This is a genomic window from Ereboglobus sp. PH5-5 (genome assembly GCF_029504805.1).
Lineage (GTDB): Bacteria > Verrucomicrobiota > Verrucomicrobiia > Opitutales > Opitutaceae > Ereboglobus.
The window spans coordinates 304,706-326,859 of sequence record NZ_JAQFIT010000001.1 but is presented as its reverse complement, the minus strand read 5'-3'; the positions used below and the strand labels follow the sequence as shown (position 1 = coordinate 326,859).

The window sequence follows — 22,154 nt, the reverse complement described above, 5'->3', positions numbered from 1 at the left end:
CCGTCCGGCGTTTTCGAGGCTGCTGTTACTTCCAGTCGTCGCTGCGGAAGGGCGAGGCGGGGAGGTCGGCGCCGTTGTAGAGCGGGGCGGGCGGGTCGTTGTCCCATGCGTAGCGGACGGCGACCGGATCTTTCACGCGTTCGCTGGAAACGACAATGGTCTCGCCTTCGATGCGTGCTTGCGCGGGGAAGAATCTTTTGTCGGCCCCGGCTATCACAAAGCCGGGCAGGTTCGGGTCTTTCGACTTCAACCCGGCGGCGTGGTCAAACTTCACTCGCAATGCGCCGTTTTCCTTGGAGACTCCGGCAAACATCGGGCCGGAGTATTCGCCGCCGAGTTTGTAGGTATGGGCGAAGGCGTTGAGCGCGAGGCGGAGGCCGACGTCCTGCTTGTTTCTGGGATGGATGTCGTTGCTGGCGCCGATGTCGATCGTGACGGCCTGGCCGGTGTTGGGGAGCTTGAGCGCGTATTCCTGCGCCTCGCGCAGAAATGCCCAGTTGTTGCCCCGGGCGTAATTGGCGAGCTGCACGTAGTAGAAGGGGATGTCGCCTTGCTGGAAGTCGGCGCGCCACTGGCGGATCATTGTGGGGAAGAGCGTGCGGTATTCGGCGTAGCGGGAGGCGTTGGCCTCGCCTTGATACCAAATCACGCCGCGTATGGCGGCGGGGACGAACGGGGCGATCATGCCGTTGTAGAGCGAGCAGGGGGCGCGGCGGCTGGTGGGCCCCTCGGGTTTTTTGGGCGCGGCGGTCGTGAAGTTTTTGCCCTCCTTCTTGGCGGTGTCGCGGTTCTTTTTCCACTGGTCGGAGTCCTTCTCGTATTTCTCGGCGCGGTAGGGGTATGATTTCACCTCATCCTGCCAGCGTTCGAAGACCGCGCGCGCGGCGGGGTCGGAGGCCAGTCCTTGCAGGCTCATCCACGGCTCGATTTGCGTGCCGCCCCACGAGCTGTTGAGCAGGCCGATTGGGACGTTGAGTTTTTTGAAAAGTTCGCGTCCGAAGAAAAACGCGGTGGCTGAAAACTCGCCCGCCGTCTCGGGGCTGCACACGGTCCATTCGCCGACGGCGTCGTCGGCGGGAGTGGAGGAGGGGACGAGCTTTGTCTTGAAATGCCGGATGAGCGGATAGTTCGCGGCGGCGATTTCGTTCGCGGCGTTGTTCATGGGTTTGACGACCCACGCCATGTTCGACTGGCCGGAGCAGAGCCACACTTCGCCGACGAGGACGTTGCCAACGGTGACGGTGTTTTTGCCCTTGGCGACGAGGCTGGCGGGCGTGGCGTTGGCGGGCATGGGCGCGAGTTTCACGCTCCAGCGTCCCATGTCGTCGGCGGTGGCCGAGACGGTTTGCGACTGGAAGGTGACGGTGACTTTTTCGCCGGGGTCGGCGCGGCCCCAGACCGGCACGTCCTTGTCGCGCTGGAGCACGGCGTTGTCGCGGAAGTAGGGCGCGAACACGACGTCGGCGGTCGCGGTCGTGAGTGAGAGCGCGATGAGCGCGGCGAGCGCGACGAGGCGGTTTCGCGAGTGGGTGGGTTTTTGAGTGGTTGAACGGATCATGTTTGTGAGAGTGGTTGCAGTGTGGTTGCGGGTTGGAATCAGCGTTCAGTTTGCGCGTAGGCCTCGACTTCGGTGGTGAAGCAAAACGCGGGATCGTAGTTGCCGACTTTTTCCGAGTGGTTGCCGAGGTAGGAGAGGCGCACGTGCCGTGCGAGCGTGGGCGCGAATTCGAAGAGGTGCGCCTCGGCCTTGCCGAGCGGGAAGTCGTGGCGTCCGACCTCGGTGTAGTTCACGCCGTCATAGCTGACGGAAACGGCGATGGTTTTTGTGGAGCCGAAGTTTGGCACGCCGACGCGCACGTGCGTGAGCTTGGCGCTCGTGTTCAAGTCGATGGTCACGTTTTTGGGGAATTTCTTTGCGCGGTCGGTGGCGAAGGTGGCGCCGCGGCGCATTGCCCAGAGGCCGTCGTTGAGTCCGGTTTCCCAGTTGCTGGGATTGGGCGCGTCGCAGGTGTAAGGTTTGCCGAGGGCGAGGTTCATGACGAGACCGCTCGGGAGGCGTCCACGGGGAAGTTCCTTCTTCGGGTCGGCTTTCGGCGGGGGCGGCTTCTGGTCCGCGGCGAGGCCGCTTTGCGTCGGGCCGCCGGAGGTGCCGAACACCTCCACTTCGGTGATGAAGCAAAACGCCTGGGAGTAGGCGCCGGCTCTTTCCGAATGGTTGCCCGTGAACATGAGCCGGACGTAGCGGGCCTTGACGGGTTTGAATTTGTAGAGGTGGTTGTCGTTTTTCCCCAGCTCAAAATCATGGCGTCCGACATCCTTGTATTTTTTGCCGTTTTCGCTGGTTGCGATGACCACGGTTTTCGTCGAGCCGAAATTCGGCGTGCCGACAAAGATGGACGAGATTTCCTGTGTTTTTTCGAGGTCGATGACGACGCCTTTTGGAAATTCGTTGGTGTTGCCCGAGGCGTAGGTGTTGGCCTTGTCGGTCACCCACGAGCCGTTGGTGAGGCCGGGTTCCCAGCCGTGTTTGTTTATGTCACTCGAGAAGTAGGGTTTTCCAAGCGCGAGATTGGGGCCGAGGTTTTTGGGCAGTTGCTCGGGTGTGAGGGCGGCGTTCGCAAACGCGCAGGTCAGCAATGCGAGCGAGACGGTCAATGACCGGCGGAGTCGATGTGTCATGTGTCAGGGATGTTTTTGGTTTTGCGGGAGGTGAAAAAGCAACGCCCGTTTCGGGCGGAAACTGTTTGTTGTGCGGGCAACCGTAAGGTTTTTGGGGGCCGGTTCAAGAAAGGGATTTCGCGTTTCCGGCGACGCGCTCATTGGCGGCCCAGAATCGTCACGCCTTGGAGCGCGGTGATGGCGGCCTGCAATTGGCGGTCGGGCATTATTTCCGTTCCGAGGCGCTCCTTGAACTCGGCGGGGTCGGCGGCGAGGTCGGGTCGGGAAAGTTGCAGCCCGATATTTTCCTCCTCCTTCGGCTCCAGCACAACTTCGATCTGCGGCGCGACACCGCGCTCGTGGATGGTCACGCCGCCTGGCGTGAAATAACGGGCGGTTGTCAGTCGCATGCCCTCGCCGTTTTTAAGTTTAAAAACACTTTGAACCGAACCCTTGCCGAAGGAGCGCTCGCCGACGATCACGGCGCGGTTTGTGTCCTTCAACGCGCCCGCCACGATTTCGGCCGCGCTCGCGCTGTTCGCGTTGATCAGGACCGCCACGGGAACGTCGATCGGCGGCTCGTCCGAGCCGGAGCGAAACTCCTCGCGATCCCCCGGCGCCCGGCCCTGCGTGAACAGGATCAACTCTCCTTTTTTGAAAAACGGCTCCGCCACATCAATCGCCGAGTCGAGGACGCCCCCGGGATTGTTGCGCAGGTCGATGATGAGGCTGGTTGCGTTTTGCGAGGCGAGTGTGTTGAGCGCCTTGTAGAATTCCTCGCCGGTGCGGTCGGTGAATTGCGTGATCTGGAGGTAGCCGACATCGCCCTCCAGCAGGCGCGCATTGCGGACGCTTTCGGATTGGATTTTTTCGCGCGTGAGCGTGACGGTGAACTCGCGATTTTCCGATGCGCGGAATAAACCGACGTCAACCTTGGTCTTGGGTTTGCCGCGCAGTTTTTCCACGACGCCGTCCATTGTCGGATTTTCAAGCGCGACGCCGTCGATGCTTCTGATTTCGTCGCCGCGCCGGATGCCCGCGCGCTCGCCGGGCGTGTTCGGCATCGGGGTGATGACGCGCACGCGCTCCTTGCGCAGCTCGATCTGCACGCCGATGCCGCCGAACTCGCTGGTCATTCCCTCCTCGAGTTCGCGGAAATATTTTTCCTCAAGAAACTCGGAATGCGGATCGAGCGATTCGAGGACGCCGTGCAGCGCGGATTTGGCGAGCTCGGGCGCGCGCGATTTTTCCGGATCCACGTATTTGTTGTTCACGAGCGTCATCACATCGCGCACATAGGCGGACGCCTTGCGCAGCTCGCCGTCGGGCAGAATGCCGATCGCAATCGCGACCCGCTCGACGCCGCCAATCAACAGTATCCCCAGCGCGACACCGCAGGCGACGGTCAGGATGGTTCGAAATGTGGATGAATGGGAGGGCTTCACGGGCTGCGGATTATTTTTGAAAATATAGACTGTGGCTCAACGGTCTTGTTGTAAATGGATTCGTCAACCGTTCTGTCATAATTCAACCTCACCTCCCATGAGCGATTTTCTTGAGCTTTTTCGCGCGCGCGCCGATGCCGGGGCGGACGGTGTTTTGCGGATGCCGTTTGATCGCTTCATGGCGCTGGCGCTCTACGATCCCGCGCTCGGTTATTACCGGCGGGATCGCAAACGCGTGGGGCGCGGGGAGGGCACGGATTTTTTCACGGCGAGCACGAGCGGGCCGGTTTTTGGCGAGCTGATTTGCGCGGCGGCGGAAAAGCTTTTGCGCGAACAGGACGCGGGCGCGGATTTGCGCGATTATGTTTTTGTTGAAATCGGCGCGGAACCCGGGGGCGGCGTGCTTGCGGGCGTGGCGCATCCGTTCGCGCGCGCGCGCACGATCAGGGTCGGCGAATCCGTGGCGGGCAATGCCGCGCTGACGGGAAAATGCGTGGTGTTTTCGAACGAGCTTTTCGACGCGCAGCCATTTCGGCGTTTTGTGTTTCGCGACGGCGCGTGGCGCGAGCTCGGCGTGGCGCTGGATGCGCGCGCGGGCGCGCTAATCGAAACAGGACTGCCCGCGATTGAAGGCGCTCCGATGCGCGACGCGCCTCCATTGCCACCCGCGCCAATGCCCGGGGGCTGGCATCTCGATTTGCCGCTGGCCGCGAGCGCGCTTGCGCGTGAAATCGCGGCGCAACCGTGGAGCGGACTTTTCCTCGCGTGCGATTATGGAAAAAGCTGGCGCGAACTTCTCGAGACGACTCCGGCGGGCACGGCGCGCGCGTATCACCGCCACATGCAATCGAACGACTTGCTCGCGCACCCCGGCGAACAAGACCTGACGTGCCACATCTGCTGGGACTGGCTTGCGGAGGCGCTGGCCGAAAACGGTTTTTCCCCGCCGCGAGTCGAGTCACAGGAGGCGTTTTTTGTGCGCCATGCCGGCAAGTATTTGGAAAACGCGTTCGCGGAGGATGCCGCGTGCGCCGCCGGGGCGGGTTCGCGCAAACGCTCGCTGATGCAACTGTTGCACCCCGCGCACATGGGGCAAAAATTCCAAGCGCTGCATGGATTCAGGGCGGCTAGAGTGTAATATGTTGGAAATCAAAATAGTTATCATATTTTGCCCCAATGTGTTTTCACGGGGGAAATTTTTCAAAAACACATGAAACTCGACGCGTAACTTGGGCTCCCCGCGCCTGCAGTTTTGGCTTGGTGTATTCCGCGCAAGAATGACGAAAAACGAGGATAAATAACTTGCCGAGCCAACGGCATTGCACGATAAGTTCGAACTTACACCACTTTTTTCCCAATCAACCATGAACATCTTCAGCAAAAAGCTCATCCTCGCCGTCGCCGGCGCATTGCTCCTGTTTTCCACTGGCTGCGCGACCAAAAAAGCCTCCCGTGACGCCCGCCCAACACCCGACCAAACGCTTCTCGGCGACAGGGGTGCGGCAGAATATAATCCCACTGATAGCACTTACGTTCCCCCCACGTATGTTACGGATGTTACGACATCCACACACACGCTCATAGATCAGCGCAATACCCCTTCTGCCAACCAAAATGGCGAGATTCGCAACGTCCCCGAGCTCCAGTCGATTTACTTCGGCTTCGACCGCTCGGCGATTGACCAGAAGGAGCGCTCGAAATTCCAGGCGATCAAAGACTATCTCGCGAAGAACCCGCAGTATCGCGTCATCTTCGAAGGCCACTGCGACTGGCGCGGCACCGCCGAATACAACATGGCTCTTGGTAGCCGCCGTGCAAGCTCCGCCAAAAAATATGCCACGACCATTGGCATCGACCCTGCCAAGGTCGACGTGCGCTCCAAGGGCTCGACACAGGCCGTCGAACGCGGCTCCGAGGAAGTCATGGCCAAGGACCGTCGCGCCGAAATCGTCGTGCTCGTGAAATAAGCGCCGGATAAAGAGTATCCAATTTTCAAATACAAAGCTCCGGATGCGAAAAGCGTCCGGGGCTTTTTTGCGCCCCTTCGCCGGGCGCTCTTTTTCCACGCGTCGCCGACTCAAAACATTGACCGCGCGCGCGCTTCGCTTTTCGCTTTCCACCATGCCCGCAGCCATTCACCTCTACCGTCACATGCAGAGCGCGTGGAGGGATGTCGTGACGCCGTGGCTTGCCGCCGACGGACATGCGCGAGGGCTCGTTCGCAGCCATGTGGTCGTGCCGACGCGCGGGCAGGCGCATGCGTTCAAACAGCGCTGCCTCGAGCTCGGCATTTCGCTGTTCGGCGTCGAGTTGCTCACGCCGGGGCTGGCGCGCGCGCGCTGGCTGGCGCGCATGGAGCCGGGGCGTTTTCGTCCGGCGCTGGGGCGCGAATTTCTCCTGTTCGGCTTGCGCGAAATCATCGGGCGGCGGTTGGAGCCGCTTGATCCCGCGCGCGAGGAGGATCGCCCGGAGTGGGGATTTCTCAAGAGCCTTCAGAGCGATTGCGAGCGGGCGCTCGGCGATTTCGACGACCTGATAAAAAGCGGGTTTTCGGCGGATGATTTTCCCGAGCCAATTTTGCGCGGGGTGTTTGGCGAGCTGGCCGCGTGGGTGGAAAAACTCGGCTGTGATTTTGCGCCGCGCCAGACTGCCGCGTTTGTGCGGGACGACGAGCCCGGCCCGCGAATTCGCGGACGCCTGCTCGTTCACGGTTTCAGCGCCGAGCAGCGCGGGGAGTTTTTTAATGTCGCCGCGTTCGCACGCTGTTTCGACGACGTGACGCTCACGCTGCCCGAGCCGGAATTTCGCGGGCGCAAGGCGCTCGACGAAACGTGGATCGAATTGTGGGAGACCGCGCTTGGCGCAAACGCCGTTCCGATCGACGAGCCCGGCGAGCCTCCGGCGTCGTGCGAAAATGTCGCCGAGGTTTGGGCGTCGAGCGACGGTTTGCCGGACGAGGCGGCGCGCTCGCTCGAGGCGCAGTCGGACGTGATTGTCGGCACCACGCGCGCGGCGGAGATGGAGCTTGCGTGCGAAAAAATCGACGCGCTGCTCAAGCGGGGCGCGGAAAACATCGGCGTCGTTTTTCCGACGAGCGACGCGGCGCACCTCCGGCTCGCGGAGCTGCTCGTGGAGCGCGGCATCGCGTTTGTCGACCAGCTCGAAACCGCCGCGCCGGTGCCGGTCGAAATCCAAGCGCAGCGCGCGTTGCTTGCGTTTTACCGCAACGACTGCCGCCTGGAGGACTTGCTCGCGCTGTGGCCGTTATTGCAGGCGACGGGCGAGGCGAACGGGCAGACGCTCGCCACCGCCCGCGATGTGTGCGAACGCCTGTTCGACGAGCACCAGACGCACTCGCTCGCGAAGTGCATGCCGACGCTGATCGCACGCGCGGAAGAACGTCGCGAGTGTAAGGATGTCGCCGTGGTGTGCGTGGAAAAATTGCTCGGCGCGGACAACGAGTTTGCGTGGCCGGAGCGGCTCTCGCTCGCCGACGCGCTCAAGTGCTTTTCGGCGGCGTGCGAACGCCTCAACCTCGGCGAGATTCCGGGGCGCGCGGCGCTGGATGAGTTTGCGCGGCACGATCAGCGGGTGCTGCCCGCGCCGATTGTGTTTTCGCTGATCGAGTCGTTCATTCCCGCGAAGGGCGCGGCGGAGGGCGTGCCGGGGCGCGGGTGTTTCGCGCGCGTCACGCTGACGACGCGCCGGCGCGCCGAGGGCGGCGTCTGGTCGCACCTGATTTTTGTCGAGGCCAACGCGGGCGTGTGGCCCGAGCGCCAGGAGGCGAGCTGCTGGCTGCCCGACGAGGCGCGCGCCGCGCTCAACGCGCGCGGCCACGGCGGCATCGATTTGTTCACGGCGGACGACCGCGCGTTCTTGGAGAAGCGCGGCTACGCGGCGCTCGCGCGCGACACGGGCGAGGGCATTGTTTTCACCGCGTCGCTTTTCAACGAGGAGGAGCCGGAGTTGAAGCTCGCGCCGAACAGCTGGGTGGAGCGCGTGCGCTGGCAGGCGCTCTCGCACGCGGCCGGCGGCGCGGTGCCGGGGCACGAGGAAATTTTCGACCGGCTGGCGCGGCGGAGCGGGGGGGCGCACCTTGCGCCCGATTGCGTTGGGGATGCGCAAGCCGATGATTCTTCGAACACGAGGGCGCACGCCAGGTGCGCCCCCACGGGCTGGCTCGCCGTCTGGAAGTCGCGGCGCGATCCGGCGTATCCATTTGATGAATACTTTTTCTGCGCGGCGCCGCGCAAGCTCGCCGACGTGCGGCTCGGCGTGCGGCAGATCGAGGCCGGCGCGGGCGATCCCGCGAGCCTGTGGTTCAGCTCGGTGCTGGGCGCGGGCGCGGTGGACTGGGGGGTGTTCGAGCGCGCGCCAAACAAGATTCGCGGACAGCTCGCGCACCGGTTGCTCGCTGACGCGTTGCGCGGCGATCCAGCGGGGGGACAGTTTTGCACCATGCCCGCCGGGACCGCGGCGCGCGCGCAGCTCGACGCCTCGCTTGCGGAGTTGCGCAAGGCGTGGCCGGACGACGCGTATTGGGAGTCCTTCCACATGGAGCTGGCGGAGGCGTGCCACGCGTTGCTGGGAAAAATCTTCGCGCACGATGCGGGTGGTTTTGTGGCGACGGAATACTCACTGCCCCGCGATACGCGCCTGCAGCTCGACCCCGCGGACGAGGACTCGCGCATTTGCGTGAGCGGGCGCATGGATTTGCTGCGGCTCGACAAACCGGATTTTCACGGTGCGAGCGCGGACATCATTGATTTCAAAACCGGCAGGGCGGGCACGCTCTCGGCGGCGGCGATGTCGAAAAAGGGCGAGCTGTTGCAACTGGGGATATATCTGGAGGCCGCGCGGACGCTCGGCGCCGCGAACGGTCGCGTGTGGCTCTTCAAACCCGACGCAAGCGAGCCGGCGTGCATCGGCATGGAGGAGCTTCCGGAGGCGCTCGCGGGGTTGCGGCAGATCAAGCGTTATCTGGAGGGGGGGCGTTACGGCGCGCTGACGGAGGACCGGTCGGAGTATTCGTTTGGCGGCGGAGGCTGGCCGATCGCGTGCGCGCCGATTCCGCACGCGGTGCTCAAGGCGAAGCACGGGGTGACGTTTGGAAAGGCGGTCTCCCATGAGTGACGCGAACGCACAACAACCCCTCGCCGACGCCGGGCCGCGCGAGCGTTTCCGCAACGAGTGGCGGAGCAATTTTGCCGTGAGCGCGAACGCGGGCTCGGGGAAAACCACCGCGATTTCCGAGCGGCTTGCCGCGATGGCGATGTCGCCCGAGGCGGCGGTCATGCTGCCGAAAACCGCCGTCGTCACCTACACAAAAAAGGCGGCGCAGCAAATCGGCGAACGCGCGCGCGCGGTGCTCTTGCGGCGGCTCGCGGAAGGTAGGGCGAAGCCTCCGGCTGAGCCGTCGAATGGCAATGACTTCCCGGATGCGGCTCAGCCGGAGGCTTCGCCCTACCCAAATCAATCGGGCCAGGCCGCGCTCAATCATCTGGAGCGCGCGTTTTTCGGCACGATCCACGGCTTCTGCCTCACGCTGGCCAAGCGCCACGGACAGGCGCTCGGCGTGAACCTGAATCCCGAGGTGGTCAGCGACGGCGACGCGGCGTGCTGGGAGGAGTTTGTCGAGCAGGACCCGATGCGTTTCGACGCTCTCTCGGCGGAGCAGTTGCGCGCGTTTTTGCGGCACATGCCGCTGCCGGGCATTTTCGGGCTCGCGGGAAAAATGACCGCGTCGGTCGCGAAGGAGTTGCGCGCGCGCAAGCCCGCCGGCCTGCCGCCCGGCCCGGACGCGCGGGCGCTCGATGAAATCATGGCGCTGGGCACGCGCGCGGGAAAATCCGCCGACGCGCTCAGGCGCAACCAGCAAAACGCCGACGAATGGGCGCGGCGTTTTCGCGAGGAAAAAACTTTCCTGCCGTTCATCTCGCCGGAGGGCTCGGCCGCTAAGATCAAGGAGCACTACGCGCGGTTTTTCGCGCCGATGAAAAGCTGGCTGGCGGCGGCGAGCGCGACGCTCGCGGCGGAGCTGTCCGAGCGTTATCGCAACTGGCGCTTCGAGCGCGGCGTGCAGACGTTTGCCGATCAGGTCGAAACGGCGCTGGCCGTTTTGCACAACGAGGCGTTTCTCGACAAAATCCGCGCCGAGGGCTGGCGCGTGATTCTCGACGAGGCGCAGGACACCGACCCGATGCAGTTCGCCGTGCTCGTGGAGATCGCGCGGCCGCCGGGCGCGGCGCTCGGCACGTGGCCCGACGCGCGCGCGGGCAAGGCCGGACCCGCGCCGAGGCCGGGACATTTTTGCATGGTCGGCGACGGGCAGCAGGCGATTTACGGAAGCCGCGCCGACGTGCGCAATTTCACGCGGCACCTCGCGGCGTTCGAGCGCGGCGACGGCGGCGAGAAGCTTGAGTTCAGCGTGACGTTTCGCACGCCGCGCCGCGCGATCGCGCTTTTCAACGGGGCGTTTCCGGGCGCGTTCGGCGAGGGCCACGATTTTAATTACGGGCTGCCGCCGGCGGAGGGCGCGGAGCCGCCGCTGTTGCAGGTGCCGTATCAGCCGTTGATTCCCGGCCCGTCGAACGCCGAGGGCGCGGCGTGCCGGATCGAGTTGCGCCTCCCTTCCGACGACAGGCTCAGCGTCGAGCAATGGATGCAGCTGGAGGCGCTTCAGCTCGCGGCGTTTTTCAAGGCGCGCGGGCCGGCGGGCGTGGGCGCGAGGGAGTGGGGCGACGTGTGCCTGCTCGCGCCGGCCAATCCGTGGCTGGTTACCGTTGGAAAAATTTTGAAGGAAAGCGGGCTCAAGGTCGCGTTGCAGGCGCGGCGAAACCGCTGCGGCGACAACCCCGTTTACGCGTGGATGACGGGACTGCTCGCGGTGATTTGCGATCCGGACAACGCGTTCGAATGGTTCGGCGTGCTGCGCGAGGTCTTCGGCGTGAGCGATGCGCTGCTCGCCGCGGAAATCCGCGAGCCGGAGCTGGACGCGCTGGGCAAGGGCGGGCGCAACTGGCTATGGGAAACGCCGGAGGAGCACCCGCGGCCGTTGCGCGACGCGCTTGAGACGATGCGGCCGTTTGTGCTGCGGGCCAACGACGGCGGCCTGCCGCTCGCGCGCTTTGCGGAGGAGCTGGCGCGCGCGTGCAAAATCGAGGAGCGCGCGCTCGCGATCTCGCCGGGCGGCGAATTGGCGGACGAGTTGCACCGGCTGCTTGCGAACGCGGCGACGCTCGGGCTCGAGGGCGCGGGGCCGCGCGAGTGGCTCGCGCATTTGCTCGACGGGCTCGACGAGCAGCGCCCGACGGGCAAGGCGGAGCGCGACGCGATCAACCTCGTCACCTCGCACTCGTCGAAGGGGCTGGAATGGGATGTCGTGATTCCGCTCGGTTTCTGGCGTCCGCAGCAAAAGCCTCCCGTGGCGGGGATGCAGCTCGTGCCGGAGGTGCCGGGCGTCGGGCCGGTCGTATATTTTGACACGGCCAGCATGCCGGAGGACATGCGCGTCTCGCGCGACCGCGAGGCGAAGCGCGAACAGGCGCGGCTGCTGTATGTCACGCTCACGCGCGCGAAAAAGAGGCTCGTGATTCCGTGGGGCGGCGGCGGTTTTGGGAAAGCCGGAAACGGCGCGAGCTTCGCGGATATTTTCGGACGAGTGGATTTGATCGAGGCGCTGCCATTGTGCGAAAGCGATGCGGAAATTGCGGATGCGGCGGGCGTGGCGCAAGAGGGTGGGGCGGGCGGGGCATCCTCCCCGTCCGGCAACGGGACGCCGCCGCTCCTTGCGCAAGCGGAATTGCCGCCGCTTCCGGCGCGCGTGCTGCCGCACCAGCTCGCGCACTTCGACGCGGTGCGCGGCGCGCTTCACGAGGCGACGGCGGACGACTTGCGGCCGGCGCGCGACGGCGACGAGGCGATTGAATACGGGCTTTGGTGGCATGGCGTGATGGAGTCGCTGCCGTGGGACGCGGACGATGCCGCGCTGTCCGCGTATTTCGAAAAATCGCTGGAGGCCGCGCGGGAGCGGTGCGGCGAGGCCGGCCTTGCGCGCGGACGCGAGGAGCTCGGGCGTTTTCAGACGGGCGAAACGCTGCGCGAATTGCGCGAGCCGCGCTGGACGCGCGAGGCGGAGCTGCCGATCTTCGCGCCGGCAAACGAGGCGGGCGACGCGTGGGTTGACGGCATCATGGACATGGTGATTCACGACGCCGCGGCGAACGAGGCGCGCGTGGTCGATTGGAAAACCAACCGGCGGCGCGCGGGCGAAAGCGACGAGGCGCTGCTGGCGCGGCTCGCCGACGAATACGCGCCGCAGTTGCGCGCCTACGGACGTTGCGTGACCGGATTTTTCCCGAAGGCGCGAGTGCGTCTGTTCGTGTATTCGAGCGCGGCGGGCAAGGTGATCGAGATCGCCGGGGAATGATTTTTTGCGCTGTTTGTTTCGGGCGCCATTGGCGATTGAACGAGCCATTGACGAGGGCGCGAAGGCGCGCATTCTCCTGTTTTCAATGCCGATCATCCCCAAACTCGCCGCAAAATTGCAACGACACCCCAAGCGCGTCGTTTTCGCCGAAGGCAACGACCCGCGCATACTCCAGGCCGCGCGCCAGTGGGTCACGAGCCGCATGGGCGCGCCCATTTTGCTCGGAGACCGCACGCTTATTAAAAACTCCGCGATGCGCCTCGACATCAACCTTCAGGGCATGCGCATCATCGACCCCGCGCAGAGCGAGGAGTTCGAGCCGTTTGCGATGCAATTCGCCGAGCTGCGCAGAAGTCGCGACAAGGAAATCTCACTCGACGAGGCGCGCGACACCATGCGCGACACCAGCTACTTTGCCACGATGATGCTCGCCAACGCGCAGGCGGACTGCCTCGTCGGCGGCGCCACGCGCGTTGCGTCGAGCGCGCTGCGTCCGCTTTTCCAAATCATCCCGAAGCACGAGCACGCGCAAAATGTCGCGTCGCTCATGATCATCGCCTTCGACGAGCACAAGGTCGGCTCCGACGGCACGTTGTTTTTTGCGGATTGCGGCGTGATTCCCGAGCCCACGGCCGAGCAGCTCGCCGACATCGCCGTGTCCACGGCGCAGATCGCATATCACATCACAAACGAGACGCCGCGCATCGCGATGCTCAGCTGGGCCACGCACAGTGATGCGTCGCATCCGTCCATCGTGAGGGTTCGCAGGGCGACGCAACTGGCCCGCGTCAAGGCAATCGAGGCGGGGCTCACCGTTGAGATCGAGGGCGAGATCCAGGCCGACGCGGCGCTCGACGCGCTCACGGCGCAGACAAAAAAAATCGGCGGTCCCGTCGCCGGTCGCGCCAATGTCCTCATCTTCCCCGACCTGGCCAGCGGCAACATTGCGTTCAAGCTCGTGAACATACTCGGCGGCTCCTACGCCTACGGGCAAATTCTCACCGGCCTGAGCCGTCCCGCCGCGGAAATCAGCCGCGGTTCCAGCGCGCACGATGTTTACGGCGCCGCGGTCATTGTCGGCTGCCAGGCCATCGACCACAAGCTGCTCTACGGAACGTGAGGAAATTAGAAATTAGAAAGTCCAAGCCTGTGCATTATTCAAATTTCACCCGATTGTTTTTCTGATCCGTCTCATCGCGTTGTCTTTAAATTCTGATTCATAATTTTTCCGCATGTCCTCCGAACCGACCGCCAATCCTTTCGAGCAACCCGCGCTTCCCCTGCTGACAAAGCCGACCAACACCGAGACGAAGCGCATCTTTGTCGCCGCCACGCGCATGAACGACGGCAAGACGACCACCTGCCTCGGCCTTTACGCCGCGCTCCAGGCGCTTTATCCGCGCGTGGGCTTTATCAAGCCCGTGGGCCAGCGTTTCGTCACCATTGAGGGCACGCTCATCGACGAGGACTCCTACCTGCTCGACGTTATTTACAAGGTGAGCGTGCCGATCCAGAGCATGAGCCCGGTGACAATCGACAGCACGCTCACGCGTCGCTACCTCAAGCAGCCCGACGAGATGCTCGCCGCGCTCGAGGATAAAATCTGCCGCGCCTTTGACCGGGTTTCGTGGGAAAAGGATTTCACGCTCATCGAGGGCACGGGGCACGCGGGCGTCGGCTCGGTGTTTGACCTTTCGAACGCGCGCGTCGCGCAGCTGCTTAACGCAAAAGTGATCCTCGTTTCGCCCGGAGGCATCGGGCGCCCCATCGACGAAATCGCGCTCAACAAGGCGCTTTTTGACAAGGCCGGCGTGGAGGTGATCGGCGCGATTCTCAACAAGGTCGAGCCCGACAAGATGGACATGATTGCCGAATACGCGGGCGAGGGGCTGCGCCGCCTCGGCGTGCCGCTTCTCGGCGTGCTGCCGATTCACCGGATGCTTTCGACGCCGAGCATTTCGCAAATCGCAGAGGAGATCGACGGGCGCTGGCTCAACGGCCACTGGAACGCGCCGGTGCACCGCGCCGAGCGCGTGATTGTCGGCGCGATGACGGCGAAGGGCATTGTCGATTACCTGCAACCGGGCGTGGTGATCATCACGCCGGGCGACCGGGACGACATCATCCTCGCCGCCATTTCGAGCGCGCAGCTCTCGGGTGAAAAAACGATTTCGGGGTTGATCCTTTCGAACGACATCATGCCGCATCCGAAGCTGATGGACTTGCTCCAGCGGACGGAAATTCCCGTGATCGCCGCGCATCGCGAATGTTACGATGTCTCCTCGCGCATCCACAGCATGACCGTGAAAACGCAGCCGCAGGACACCGACAAATTCCCCGTGATCAAAAAGCTCATCATGGATCACGTGGACATGGACCGTTTGCTCGCGGCATTTTGACAAGCGTGGCGAGAAGGGGATGCGGGCGCGCAAGTCGGAGGCTTGCCGGGCTGGGGTGGGGGCTTGCCTCGCGGAGGCGCGGAGAGCCCGGTCTACTTTTTCTGCCTTTTTTTTCGCTTTGCGCGCTCGATGTTCAGGTAGGTTTTTGTTTGGAGCTGGGTTTCGTAGAATTCCAGCAGGCGCACGCCTTCGCGCGGCTTCACCAAATCCTTGCGGGTCGCGGTGTCGATTTGCGCCTTCATGCGGCGGCAGAGTTCCTCCCACTGGTATTGCACGCCTTCGATCACCTCGGCGATGCGGCTGCCGTTGATCGCCTCCTCGATGTAGAAGCCGTTCGGTTCGTCGGGTTCGAGGAAGACGTGCGCCTCGCTCACGCGGCCGAAGAGGTTGTGCAGGTCGCCCATGATGTCCTGATACGCGCCGGTCAGGAATATGCCCAGGTAGTAGGGCTTGCCGTTGAGCGAATGGAGCGTGAGGTAGTCCTTCGTGTCCTGCAGGTCGATGAAGCTGCCGATTTTGCCGTCGGAGTCGCAGGTGATGTCCACGAGGATCGCGTTGACGGTGGGTTTTTCCTTGAGGCGGTGCAGCGGCACGACGGGGAAAAGTTGATCGAGCGCCCAGTGGTCGAGGAGTGATTGGAAGACGGAAAAGTTGCAGACGTATTGGTCGGCGAGGAGTTTTTTGAGGTCGCGCAACTCCTCGGGCTGGTAGCCGGACTCGTTGCCCTCGTGGTCGATTTTTTCGCAGATCTGCCAGAAGAGCGACTCGGCGGCGGCGCGGTTTTCGATGTCGAGGTAGCCGAGGTTGAAGAGCGAAAGCGCCTCCTCTTTTTTCTGGAGCGCGTCGTGGAAGCGCTCGAGGCGTCCGAGGCGCGACTTGTTTTTCAACTGCGCCTCGAGCGCGTAAACAATGTCGTGCTTTTGCTTCGGCAGGTGCTGCTGGCGGAGCGTCTCCTTTTTGTTGATGCGCTCGAAAACCTCCACGACGAGCATGGAGTGCGGCGCGACGATGGCGCGGCCGCTTTCGCTGATGAGGTCGGGCACGCGCACGTTGGAGGCCTCGCAAATGTCCATGACGTTCGAGACGACGTCGCGCGCGTATTCCTCGAGCGTGTAGTTCATCGAGGACTCGAAGTTGGTGCGCGAGCCGTCGTAGTCGACGCCGAGTCCGCCGCCGATGTCGAGGTAGCCCATCGGGAATCCCATTTTCGCGAGCTGGCAGTAAAAGCGCGTGGCCTCGACGACGGCGTTTTTGATCGTGAGGATGTTCGGCACCTGCGAGCCGATGTGAAAATGCACCAGTTTCAGCGATTTTGAGAGCTTGGCGGCCTTGAGTTTTTCAATGGCAAAAAGGATTTCTGCGGTGTTCAGGCCGAACTTTGCGTTGTCGCCCGACGACGACGACCATTTGCCCTCGCCGCGCGTCTGGAGTTTTATGCGAAAGCCGATGAACGGCTTCACGTCGAGCTCCTGCGAAATGCGGATGATGTCGTCCACCTCGCCCAGTTGCTCGATGACGATGATGATGCGCTTGCCGAGCTTGCGCCCGAGGAGCGCGAGGCGGATGTAGTCGTTGTCCTTGTAACCGTTGCAGATGATGAGGCGCTGGTTGCTGTCGTGCATCGCGAGCGCGATCATGAGCTCGGGCTTGGAGCCGGCCTCAAGCCCGTGGTTGTAGACCTTTCCCGCCGACATGATTTCCTCGACCACCTCGCGCAACTGGTTGACCTTGATGGGAAACACCCCGCGATAGTCGCCCTTGTAGTTTTCCTCGCGGATCGCGCGGCGGAACGCCTGGTTGAGCCGTTGCACGCGGTGCCGCAGCAAATCCTGGAACCGGATCACCATCGGCGCCTTGATGCCCATGCCCGCGGCCTCGTCAACGACGTCCATGATGCGAATTGTCGGGCCGTCCGGAACGGGCCGCACTTCGGCAAAGCCCTCGTCATCAACGCCGAAATGCCCCGTGCCCCAGCGATTGAAACCGTAAAGTTCCTCGGATTTTTCGACTGACCAGGTGGATGCGGATTGTTTTTTCAAGATGTGTGTAAAGAAAAAATGACCAAGGTTTGTTGCTTGCTATTTAATCGGCAGGATTGGTTTACTTCGTGTTTTCTTTTCGCAAAACACTCAACACTCAAATCATGACTATCGCCACTATTTCCAATTTCGCACTGCAAATCATTGCCCAGGCCGAAGGCGCGCCGGCGAGTCAACCCGCCTCCGGTGGCAGCAACTTCCTCATGCAATTCGGCCCGATCATCCTGATGGTCGTCGCGTTCTATTTCCTCCTCATCGCCCCGCAGCGCAAAAAGCAAAAAGAGCACCAAAAACTCCTCTCCGAACTCGACTCCGGCGACCAGGTTCTGCTCGCCAGCGGCATCTTCGGTGAAATCACCAACCGCAAGGACGACCGCTTCGTGGTTCGCATCGCCGACGGTGTGAAGGTCGAGGTTGCGAAAAACTTCGTCCAGACCGTCATCAAGAAAAAAGGCGCCAACGACCAGAAATAACCCCGCCCCGCCCCTGCGCTTCGCGCGATTCCGGCGCCGGATGTCATCGAAGGACACGGCTCCGGAACGTGAAGAAGGTGGCAAAAATACCGTTACGTTTCCCAGCCCCCCCGTTACCTGAAAACTCCCCGAACCCCGCGCGGCACAACCAATTTCAACCAATAAAACAAACATATGATAAAACGTAACCTCTGGAAGATCATCATCAGCCTTGCGGTGGTGGTCTTTTGCGCAACATCACTGGTTCCGCTCAAGGACCAGGAATTCATCGACTTCGTGAAACTCGAAGCCTCGGCCAAGCAATCCGAGTTCAACGCCCTCATGAAGGAGGCCGTCGAGCTCAAGGACAAGGGCCGCGCCCGCACCGCCTACCTCGGCCTCAAGCAGCTGGCCGGCGACCGGAAGATTGACCTCCAAAAGGAATACTTCCCCGACATCGACGTCGGTCGTTCCAAGAACCCCGACACCAAGAATGAAATCCTCCTCAAGCACCTGCTCAAGTCATCCAAGGCCAAGCTCCAGCTCGGCCTCGACCTCAAGGGCGGCGTCGCGTTCACCCTCGAACTTGACGCCAAGGCCATCGCCGACCTCGACCGCGACGCCCGCGCGGACAAGTTGAAAAAAGCGCAGGAAATCATCGAGAAGCGCATCAACTCCTTCGGTGTCACCGAGCCCATCATTCGCGCGGTTGGCGACACCCGCCTCGAAGTGCAGCTCCCCGGCGTCAACACCAAGGACGACCCCGGCGTCGTGGACAGCCTTCAAAAGCCCGCCATGCTGGAGTTCCGTCTCGTGCATCCCTTTGTTTATCCGACCGGTCAGCCCGGCGAGCAAATCCCCGCCGGTTACGAAAAAATGACCTCCGCTGAAAATGACGACGGCGGCACCGTTGACCTCTTTGTGCAGCGCCGCCCCCTCGCCGACGGCAAGATTATCAAGCGCGCCTACGCCTCGCTTGACCAGTGGAACAGGCCGCAAATCAACATGGAGTTCACCGACACCGGCCGCGTGAAGTTTGCCGAAATCACCCGCGAAGTCGCCCGTTACAGCAAGCAACTCCAGCAGCAATCCGGCAATCACGAGGCTCGCGCCAGCATGGCAATCGTGCTCGATGGCAAACTCCAGTCCTATCCCGGCGTGAAAGACGAAATCGACAGCAACGGCGCCGAAATCACCGGACGCTTCACCACCATGGAAGCGCAAAACCTCGCCGCCGTGCTCAATAATCCGCTCGACGTCCCCATGCACGTCAGGGAGCAATACGAAATCGGGCCCTCGCTCGCCGAGGACGCCATTTCCAGCGGTCTGCGCGCCTCCATCATCGGCGCCGCGCTCGTGGCCGCGTTCATGATCATGTTTTATTCGAGCGGCGGCCTCCTCGCCGTCATCATGCTCGGCATCAACGTCGTCATCATCTTCGGCGTCATGGCCAACTTCAACGCCACCCTCACACTCCCGGGACTCGCCGGTATCGTGCTCACGATCGGCATGGCGGTTGACGCCAACATCCTTATCTTCGAGCGCATGCGCGAGGAGATACGCGAGGGCAAATCGCTCAGCGCCGCCAACCATGCGGGCTTCATGAAGGCGCTCTGGACAATTCTCGACGCGCACTTTGTGCAGCTCCTCATTTGCGCCGTCATGATTATTTACGGCAGCGGCCCGATCAAGGGCTTCGGCGTCACACTCGCCATCGGTGTGTGCTCCACGCTCTTCTCGGTGCTCATCACCGGACACATGCTCCTCGAGCTTCTCGTCGACGGCGGCGTGCTGAAAAAAATCACCATGCGCCACCTCCTCCGCAAGGCCCCGCACTGGGACTTCGTGAAGTGGGGCTGGAAAGCCCTCATCGCCTCGTGGCTCATCGTCGCCATCGGCGTCGGCGGCATCATCTACACCGGCAAGGCAATCTACGGCATCGATTTCGCGGGCGGTGACTCCGTTTCGCTCAAGTTCAACAAGGACAAAAAAGTCGACACCGGCGCCATTCGCGCCGCCGCCACCGGAGCCGGCATCGGCGAGATCATGCCCGCCTACGTCAAGGACATCGGCTCCGACAACGAAATCCTCCGCGTTGACACCACTTACAACAACGCGCCGAAACTCGTCTCCGCCCTCCAGGCCAAATTCCCCGAGGCCAATTTCCAAAGCCTTGGCGTCAGTTCCGTCGGTCCCTCCATCGGCAATGAAATCCTCTGGAAGGCCATCACGGCCATCGCCATCGCGATGCTCGTCACGCTCCTCTACATCGCCTTCCGTTTCGAGCTCGGCTTCGGCATCGGCGCCATGTTCTCGTCGGCGCACGACGTGCTCATGACCGTCGGCGTTTTCGTGATCATCGGCCACGGATTCCTGGGCTTCCAGTTCACCGCGCCCATGGTCGCCGGCATCCTCGCCATCACCGGTTACTCGATCAACGAAACCGTTGTTGTGTTCGACCGCATCCGCGAGGAACTGCGCATCAACATGACCGGCTCGCTCAAGGACATCGTGAACACCGCGATCAACAAGGTCTTCGCCCGCACGATCATGACATCGACGACCACGCTCCTCGCATCCCTGTCGCTCTTCATATTCGGCAGCGGCGTGCTCAAGGAAATCGCCTTCACGTTCACCGTCGGCATCATCACCTCCACCTTCTCCGCCATCTTCATTTCCTCGCAGGTCTTCTACTGGTATCACAGGGGCGACCGCAAGCGCGTTGAAAAACACCAGGACGTGAAGCCCACCTACGAGTGGACCGGCGCCAGCAAGGCCAGCGAATAACACGAATGCGGAACTCGGATTGCGGAATGCGGAATCAATGATCCGCGCACTCCGCAAAGCGCGCGCCCTCGTGCCCGCATACATTCCGCATTCCGAAATCCGCATTCCGCATTTCACACAATGCGCTGGATATACACGCCCTTTCCAACCGCCGAGGTTGAGAAACTAAGCCACGCCGTGGGCGCGAGCCCCGTGCTGGCCGAGCTGCTTATGCGCGCCGGCCTGAGCACGCCGGAGGAGGCAAACAAGTTCCTGCATCCCACGCTCAGCGAACTCAACGACCCCTTCCTTCTCAAGAATCTCGAACAAGCCGCCACGCGGCTCCGCACCGCCATCGCCAACAAGGAGGAGGTCGTCGTTCTTGGTGACTACGATGTGGACGGCGTCACCTCGACCGCGCTCCTCGTCAACGCCCTGCGCGCCTTCGGCCTCTTCCCGCGCTTCATCGTCCCGCGACGCATGGAGGACGGCTACGGCCTCTCGCGCTCGGCCATCGACCGCGCCCTCGAACTCGGCAAGCCCCAGCTCTTCATCGCCCTCGATTGCGGCACCAACTCGCACGAGGAAGTCGCCTACCTCATCTCGCAGGGCATCGACGTCCTTGTCGTTGACCACCACCGCTCCCGCGAGAAAACCCTCGAGCAGGGCATTCTCGTCAACCCTCACGTCTCCGAGGACGAGGGTGACGAACCCTGGCGCAATCTCTGCACCGTCGGCCTCGTTTTCAAACTCGCGCACGGCCTGCTCAAGCTGCTTCGCACCGAAAACAACGAGACCGCCTTCAAGATAAAACTCCGCGACTCGCTCGACCTCGTCGCCCTCGGCACCGTCGCCGACCTGGTCCCCCTTCACGGCGAAAACCGCATCCTCGCCCGCACCGGCCTGCGCATTCTCCAAAAGACAAAGCGTCCCGGCGTGCTCGCCCTCATGCAAGTCGCCGGGGTCAACCCCGAAAACGACATCATGCCCGTTGATGTCTCCTTCCGCCTCGGCCCCCGCATCAACGCCAGCGGACGCCTCGCCGACGCCGCCATCTCCGTCGAGCTCATGCTCTCCGACGACGCCGAGTTCTGCACCAAGACCGCGCAGGAACTCGACGCCTTCAACCGCGAGCGCCAGGACATCGAGCGCCAGATGACCGAGGAGGCCGAGCGCATGGTCGAAACTCTCTACGCCGACCGGCCCGGTTTTGTTCTCTATTCCGAAAACTGGCACCCCGGCGTGGTCGGCATCGTTGCCGGGCGCATTTCGCGCAAATACCACCGCCCCACCGTCGTTCTCGGGCATGAAACCGAGCAGGCCAAGGGCTCCGGGCGCAGCGTTGACGGCATCAACCTCGTCGAGGTTCTCGGTGCCTGCGCCGAACAGCTCAACAGTTGGGGCGGACATCCCATGGCCGTCGGTGTCTCGCTCGTGCATCAAAACATCGACACCTTTCGCGACCAGTTCGAGAAAGCCGTCGTCGCCCATGCGGGAAGCGCCATTCCCGAGCCCACGCTCGACATCGCCGCATGGCTCCAGCCCGAGCAAGTCCGCGAAAACCTGATGGACGAAATCTGCACCCTGCATCCCTTCGGCCAGGGCAACCCCGAGCCCGTCTTCGGCATTCGCGGCATCGTTCTCGATCATCGCCCGGACGTGTTTAAACAGCAGCATTTCCGCTTCCATTTTGACGACGGCCTTGGCCGCCGCCTTTTCGGTGTCGCTTGGAAAATGGCCGGACGCATTCCCCCTGTCGGCGAACCAATCGACATCGCCGTCAAAATCGCCTGGAATCATTTCAACGACCGCAAGCTCCTCCAAATGGAACTCATCGACTGGCGCAGAACCTCGACACAGTGATGCTTTTTAGGCTCCGGCGTTTTAATTTTTAGAATTTCAAAATTCCATTCGGCAAAACCCCAAGCCGTTCAAAAACATTCCGGTTTTGGGCTTGGGATGCGACG

General features: G+C 62.6%; 13 protein-coding genes. 9 read left to right on the top strand and 4 right to left on the bottom strand.

What is annotated here, in order from left to right; translation table 11 throughout:
• Positions 1 to 25 precede the first annotated feature (25 nt).
• From M2103_RS01105 to M2103_RS01095, 3 genes are all read right to left on the bottom strand, one after another.
• A complete protein-coding gene (locus M2103_RS01105; protein WP_277508187.1) occupies positions 26 to 1,558 on the bottom strand; it encodes a sialate O-acetylesterase in 1,533 nt (510 codons plus the stop codon).
• A 38-nt stretch (positions 1,559 to 1,596) separates the two neighbouring features.
• On the bottom strand, positions 1,597 to 2,679 hold the full coding sequence (locus M2103_RS01100; RefSeq protein WP_277508186.1) for a discoidin domain-containing protein: 1,083 nt from the start codon (positions 2,677 to 2,679) through the stop codon (positions 1,597 to 1,599).
• A gap of 137 nt (positions 2,680 to 2,816) precedes the next feature.
• Complete coding sequence (locus tag M2103_RS01095) at positions 2,817 to 4,103, bottom strand: S41 family peptidase (protein WP_277508185.1); 1,287 nt, start codon at positions 4,101 to 4,103, stop codon at positions 2,817 to 2,819.
• Between the two features lie 97 nt (positions 4,104 to 4,200).
• Here M2103_RS01095 and M2103_RS01090 point away from each other — a divergent pair, with 97 nt between their 5' ends.
• From M2103_RS01090 to M2103_RS01065, 6 genes are all read left to right on the top strand, one after another.
• Complete coding sequence (locus M2103_RS01090) at positions 4,201 to 5,241, top strand: SAM-dependent methyltransferase (protein WP_277508184.1); 1,041 nt, start codon at positions 4,201 to 4,203, stop codon at positions 5,239 to 5,241.
• A gap of 226 nt (positions 5,242 to 5,467) precedes the next feature.
• Positions 5,468 to 6,070, top strand: coding sequence for an OmpA family protein (locus M2103_RS01085; RefSeq protein ID WP_277508182.1), 603 nt, complete (start codon positions 5,468 to 5,470; stop codon positions 6,068 to 6,070).
• Positions 6,071 to 6,224: 154 nt separating this feature from the next.
• Positions 6,225 to 9,236: a PD-(D/E)XK nuclease family protein gene (locus tag M2103_RS01080; RefSeq protein ID WP_277508180.1), complete on the top strand. Its 3,012-nt coding sequence runs from the start codon at positions 6,225 to 6,227 to the stop codon at positions 9,234 to 9,236.
• Entirely contained in the window at positions 9,229 to 12,531 is a 3,303-nt protein-coding gene (locus tag M2103_RS01075) for a UvrD-helicase domain-containing protein (RefSeq protein ID WP_277508178.1), read from the top strand. The genes M2103_RS01080 and M2103_RS01075 overlap by 8 nt, the downstream gene beginning before the upstream one ends.
• Positions 12,532 to 12,616: 85 nt before the next feature.
• Complete coding sequence (locus M2103_RS01070) at positions 12,617 to 13,651, top strand: phosphate acyltransferase (protein WP_277508177.1); 1,035 nt, start codon at positions 12,617 to 12,619, stop codon at positions 13,649 to 13,651.
• A 112-nt stretch (positions 13,652 to 13,763) separates the two neighbouring features.
• Positions 13,764 to 14,930, top strand: coding sequence for an AAA family ATPase (locus tag M2103_RS01065; RefSeq protein ID WP_277508176.1), 1,167 nt, complete (start codon positions 13,764 to 13,766; stop codon positions 14,928 to 14,930).
• Between the two features lie 92 nt (positions 14,931 to 15,022).
• Here the strand turns inward: M2103_RS01065 and speA are convergent, their stop codons facing one another.
• On the bottom strand, positions 15,023 to 16,969 hold the full coding sequence (speA, locus tag M2103_RS01060) for a biosynthetic arginine decarboxylase (RefSeq protein WP_277508175.1): 1,947 nt from the start codon (positions 16,967 to 16,969) through the stop codon (positions 15,023 to 15,025).
• Positions 16,970 to 17,073: 104 nt separating this feature from the next.
• Here speA and yajC point away from each other — a divergent pair, with 104 nt between their 5' ends.
• The 3 genes from yajC to recJ all read left to right on the top strand — a co-directional run bounded on the left by yajC (position 17,074) and on the right by recJ (position 22,050).
• Positions 17,074 to 17,442, top strand: a complete 369-nt coding sequence (gene yajC / locus M2103_RS01055) for a preprotein translocase subunit YajC (RefSeq protein WP_277508174.1) — start codon at positions 17,074 to 17,076, stop codon at positions 17,440 to 17,442.
• A 174-nt stretch (positions 17,443 to 17,616) separates the two neighbouring features.
• A complete protein-coding gene (gene secD, locus M2103_RS01050; protein ID WP_277508172.1) occupies positions 17,617 to 20,208 on the top strand; it encodes a protein translocase subunit SecD in 2,592 nt (863 codons plus the stop codon).
• Between the two features lie 120 nt (positions 20,209 to 20,328).
• Positions 20,329 to 22,050, top strand: a complete 1,722-nt coding sequence (gene recJ / locus M2103_RS01045) for a single-stranded-DNA-specific exonuclease RecJ (RefSeq protein WP_277508170.1) — start codon at positions 20,329 to 20,331, stop codon at positions 22,048 to 22,050.
• The last annotated feature ends 104 nt before the right edge of the window (positions 22,051 to 22,154 follow it).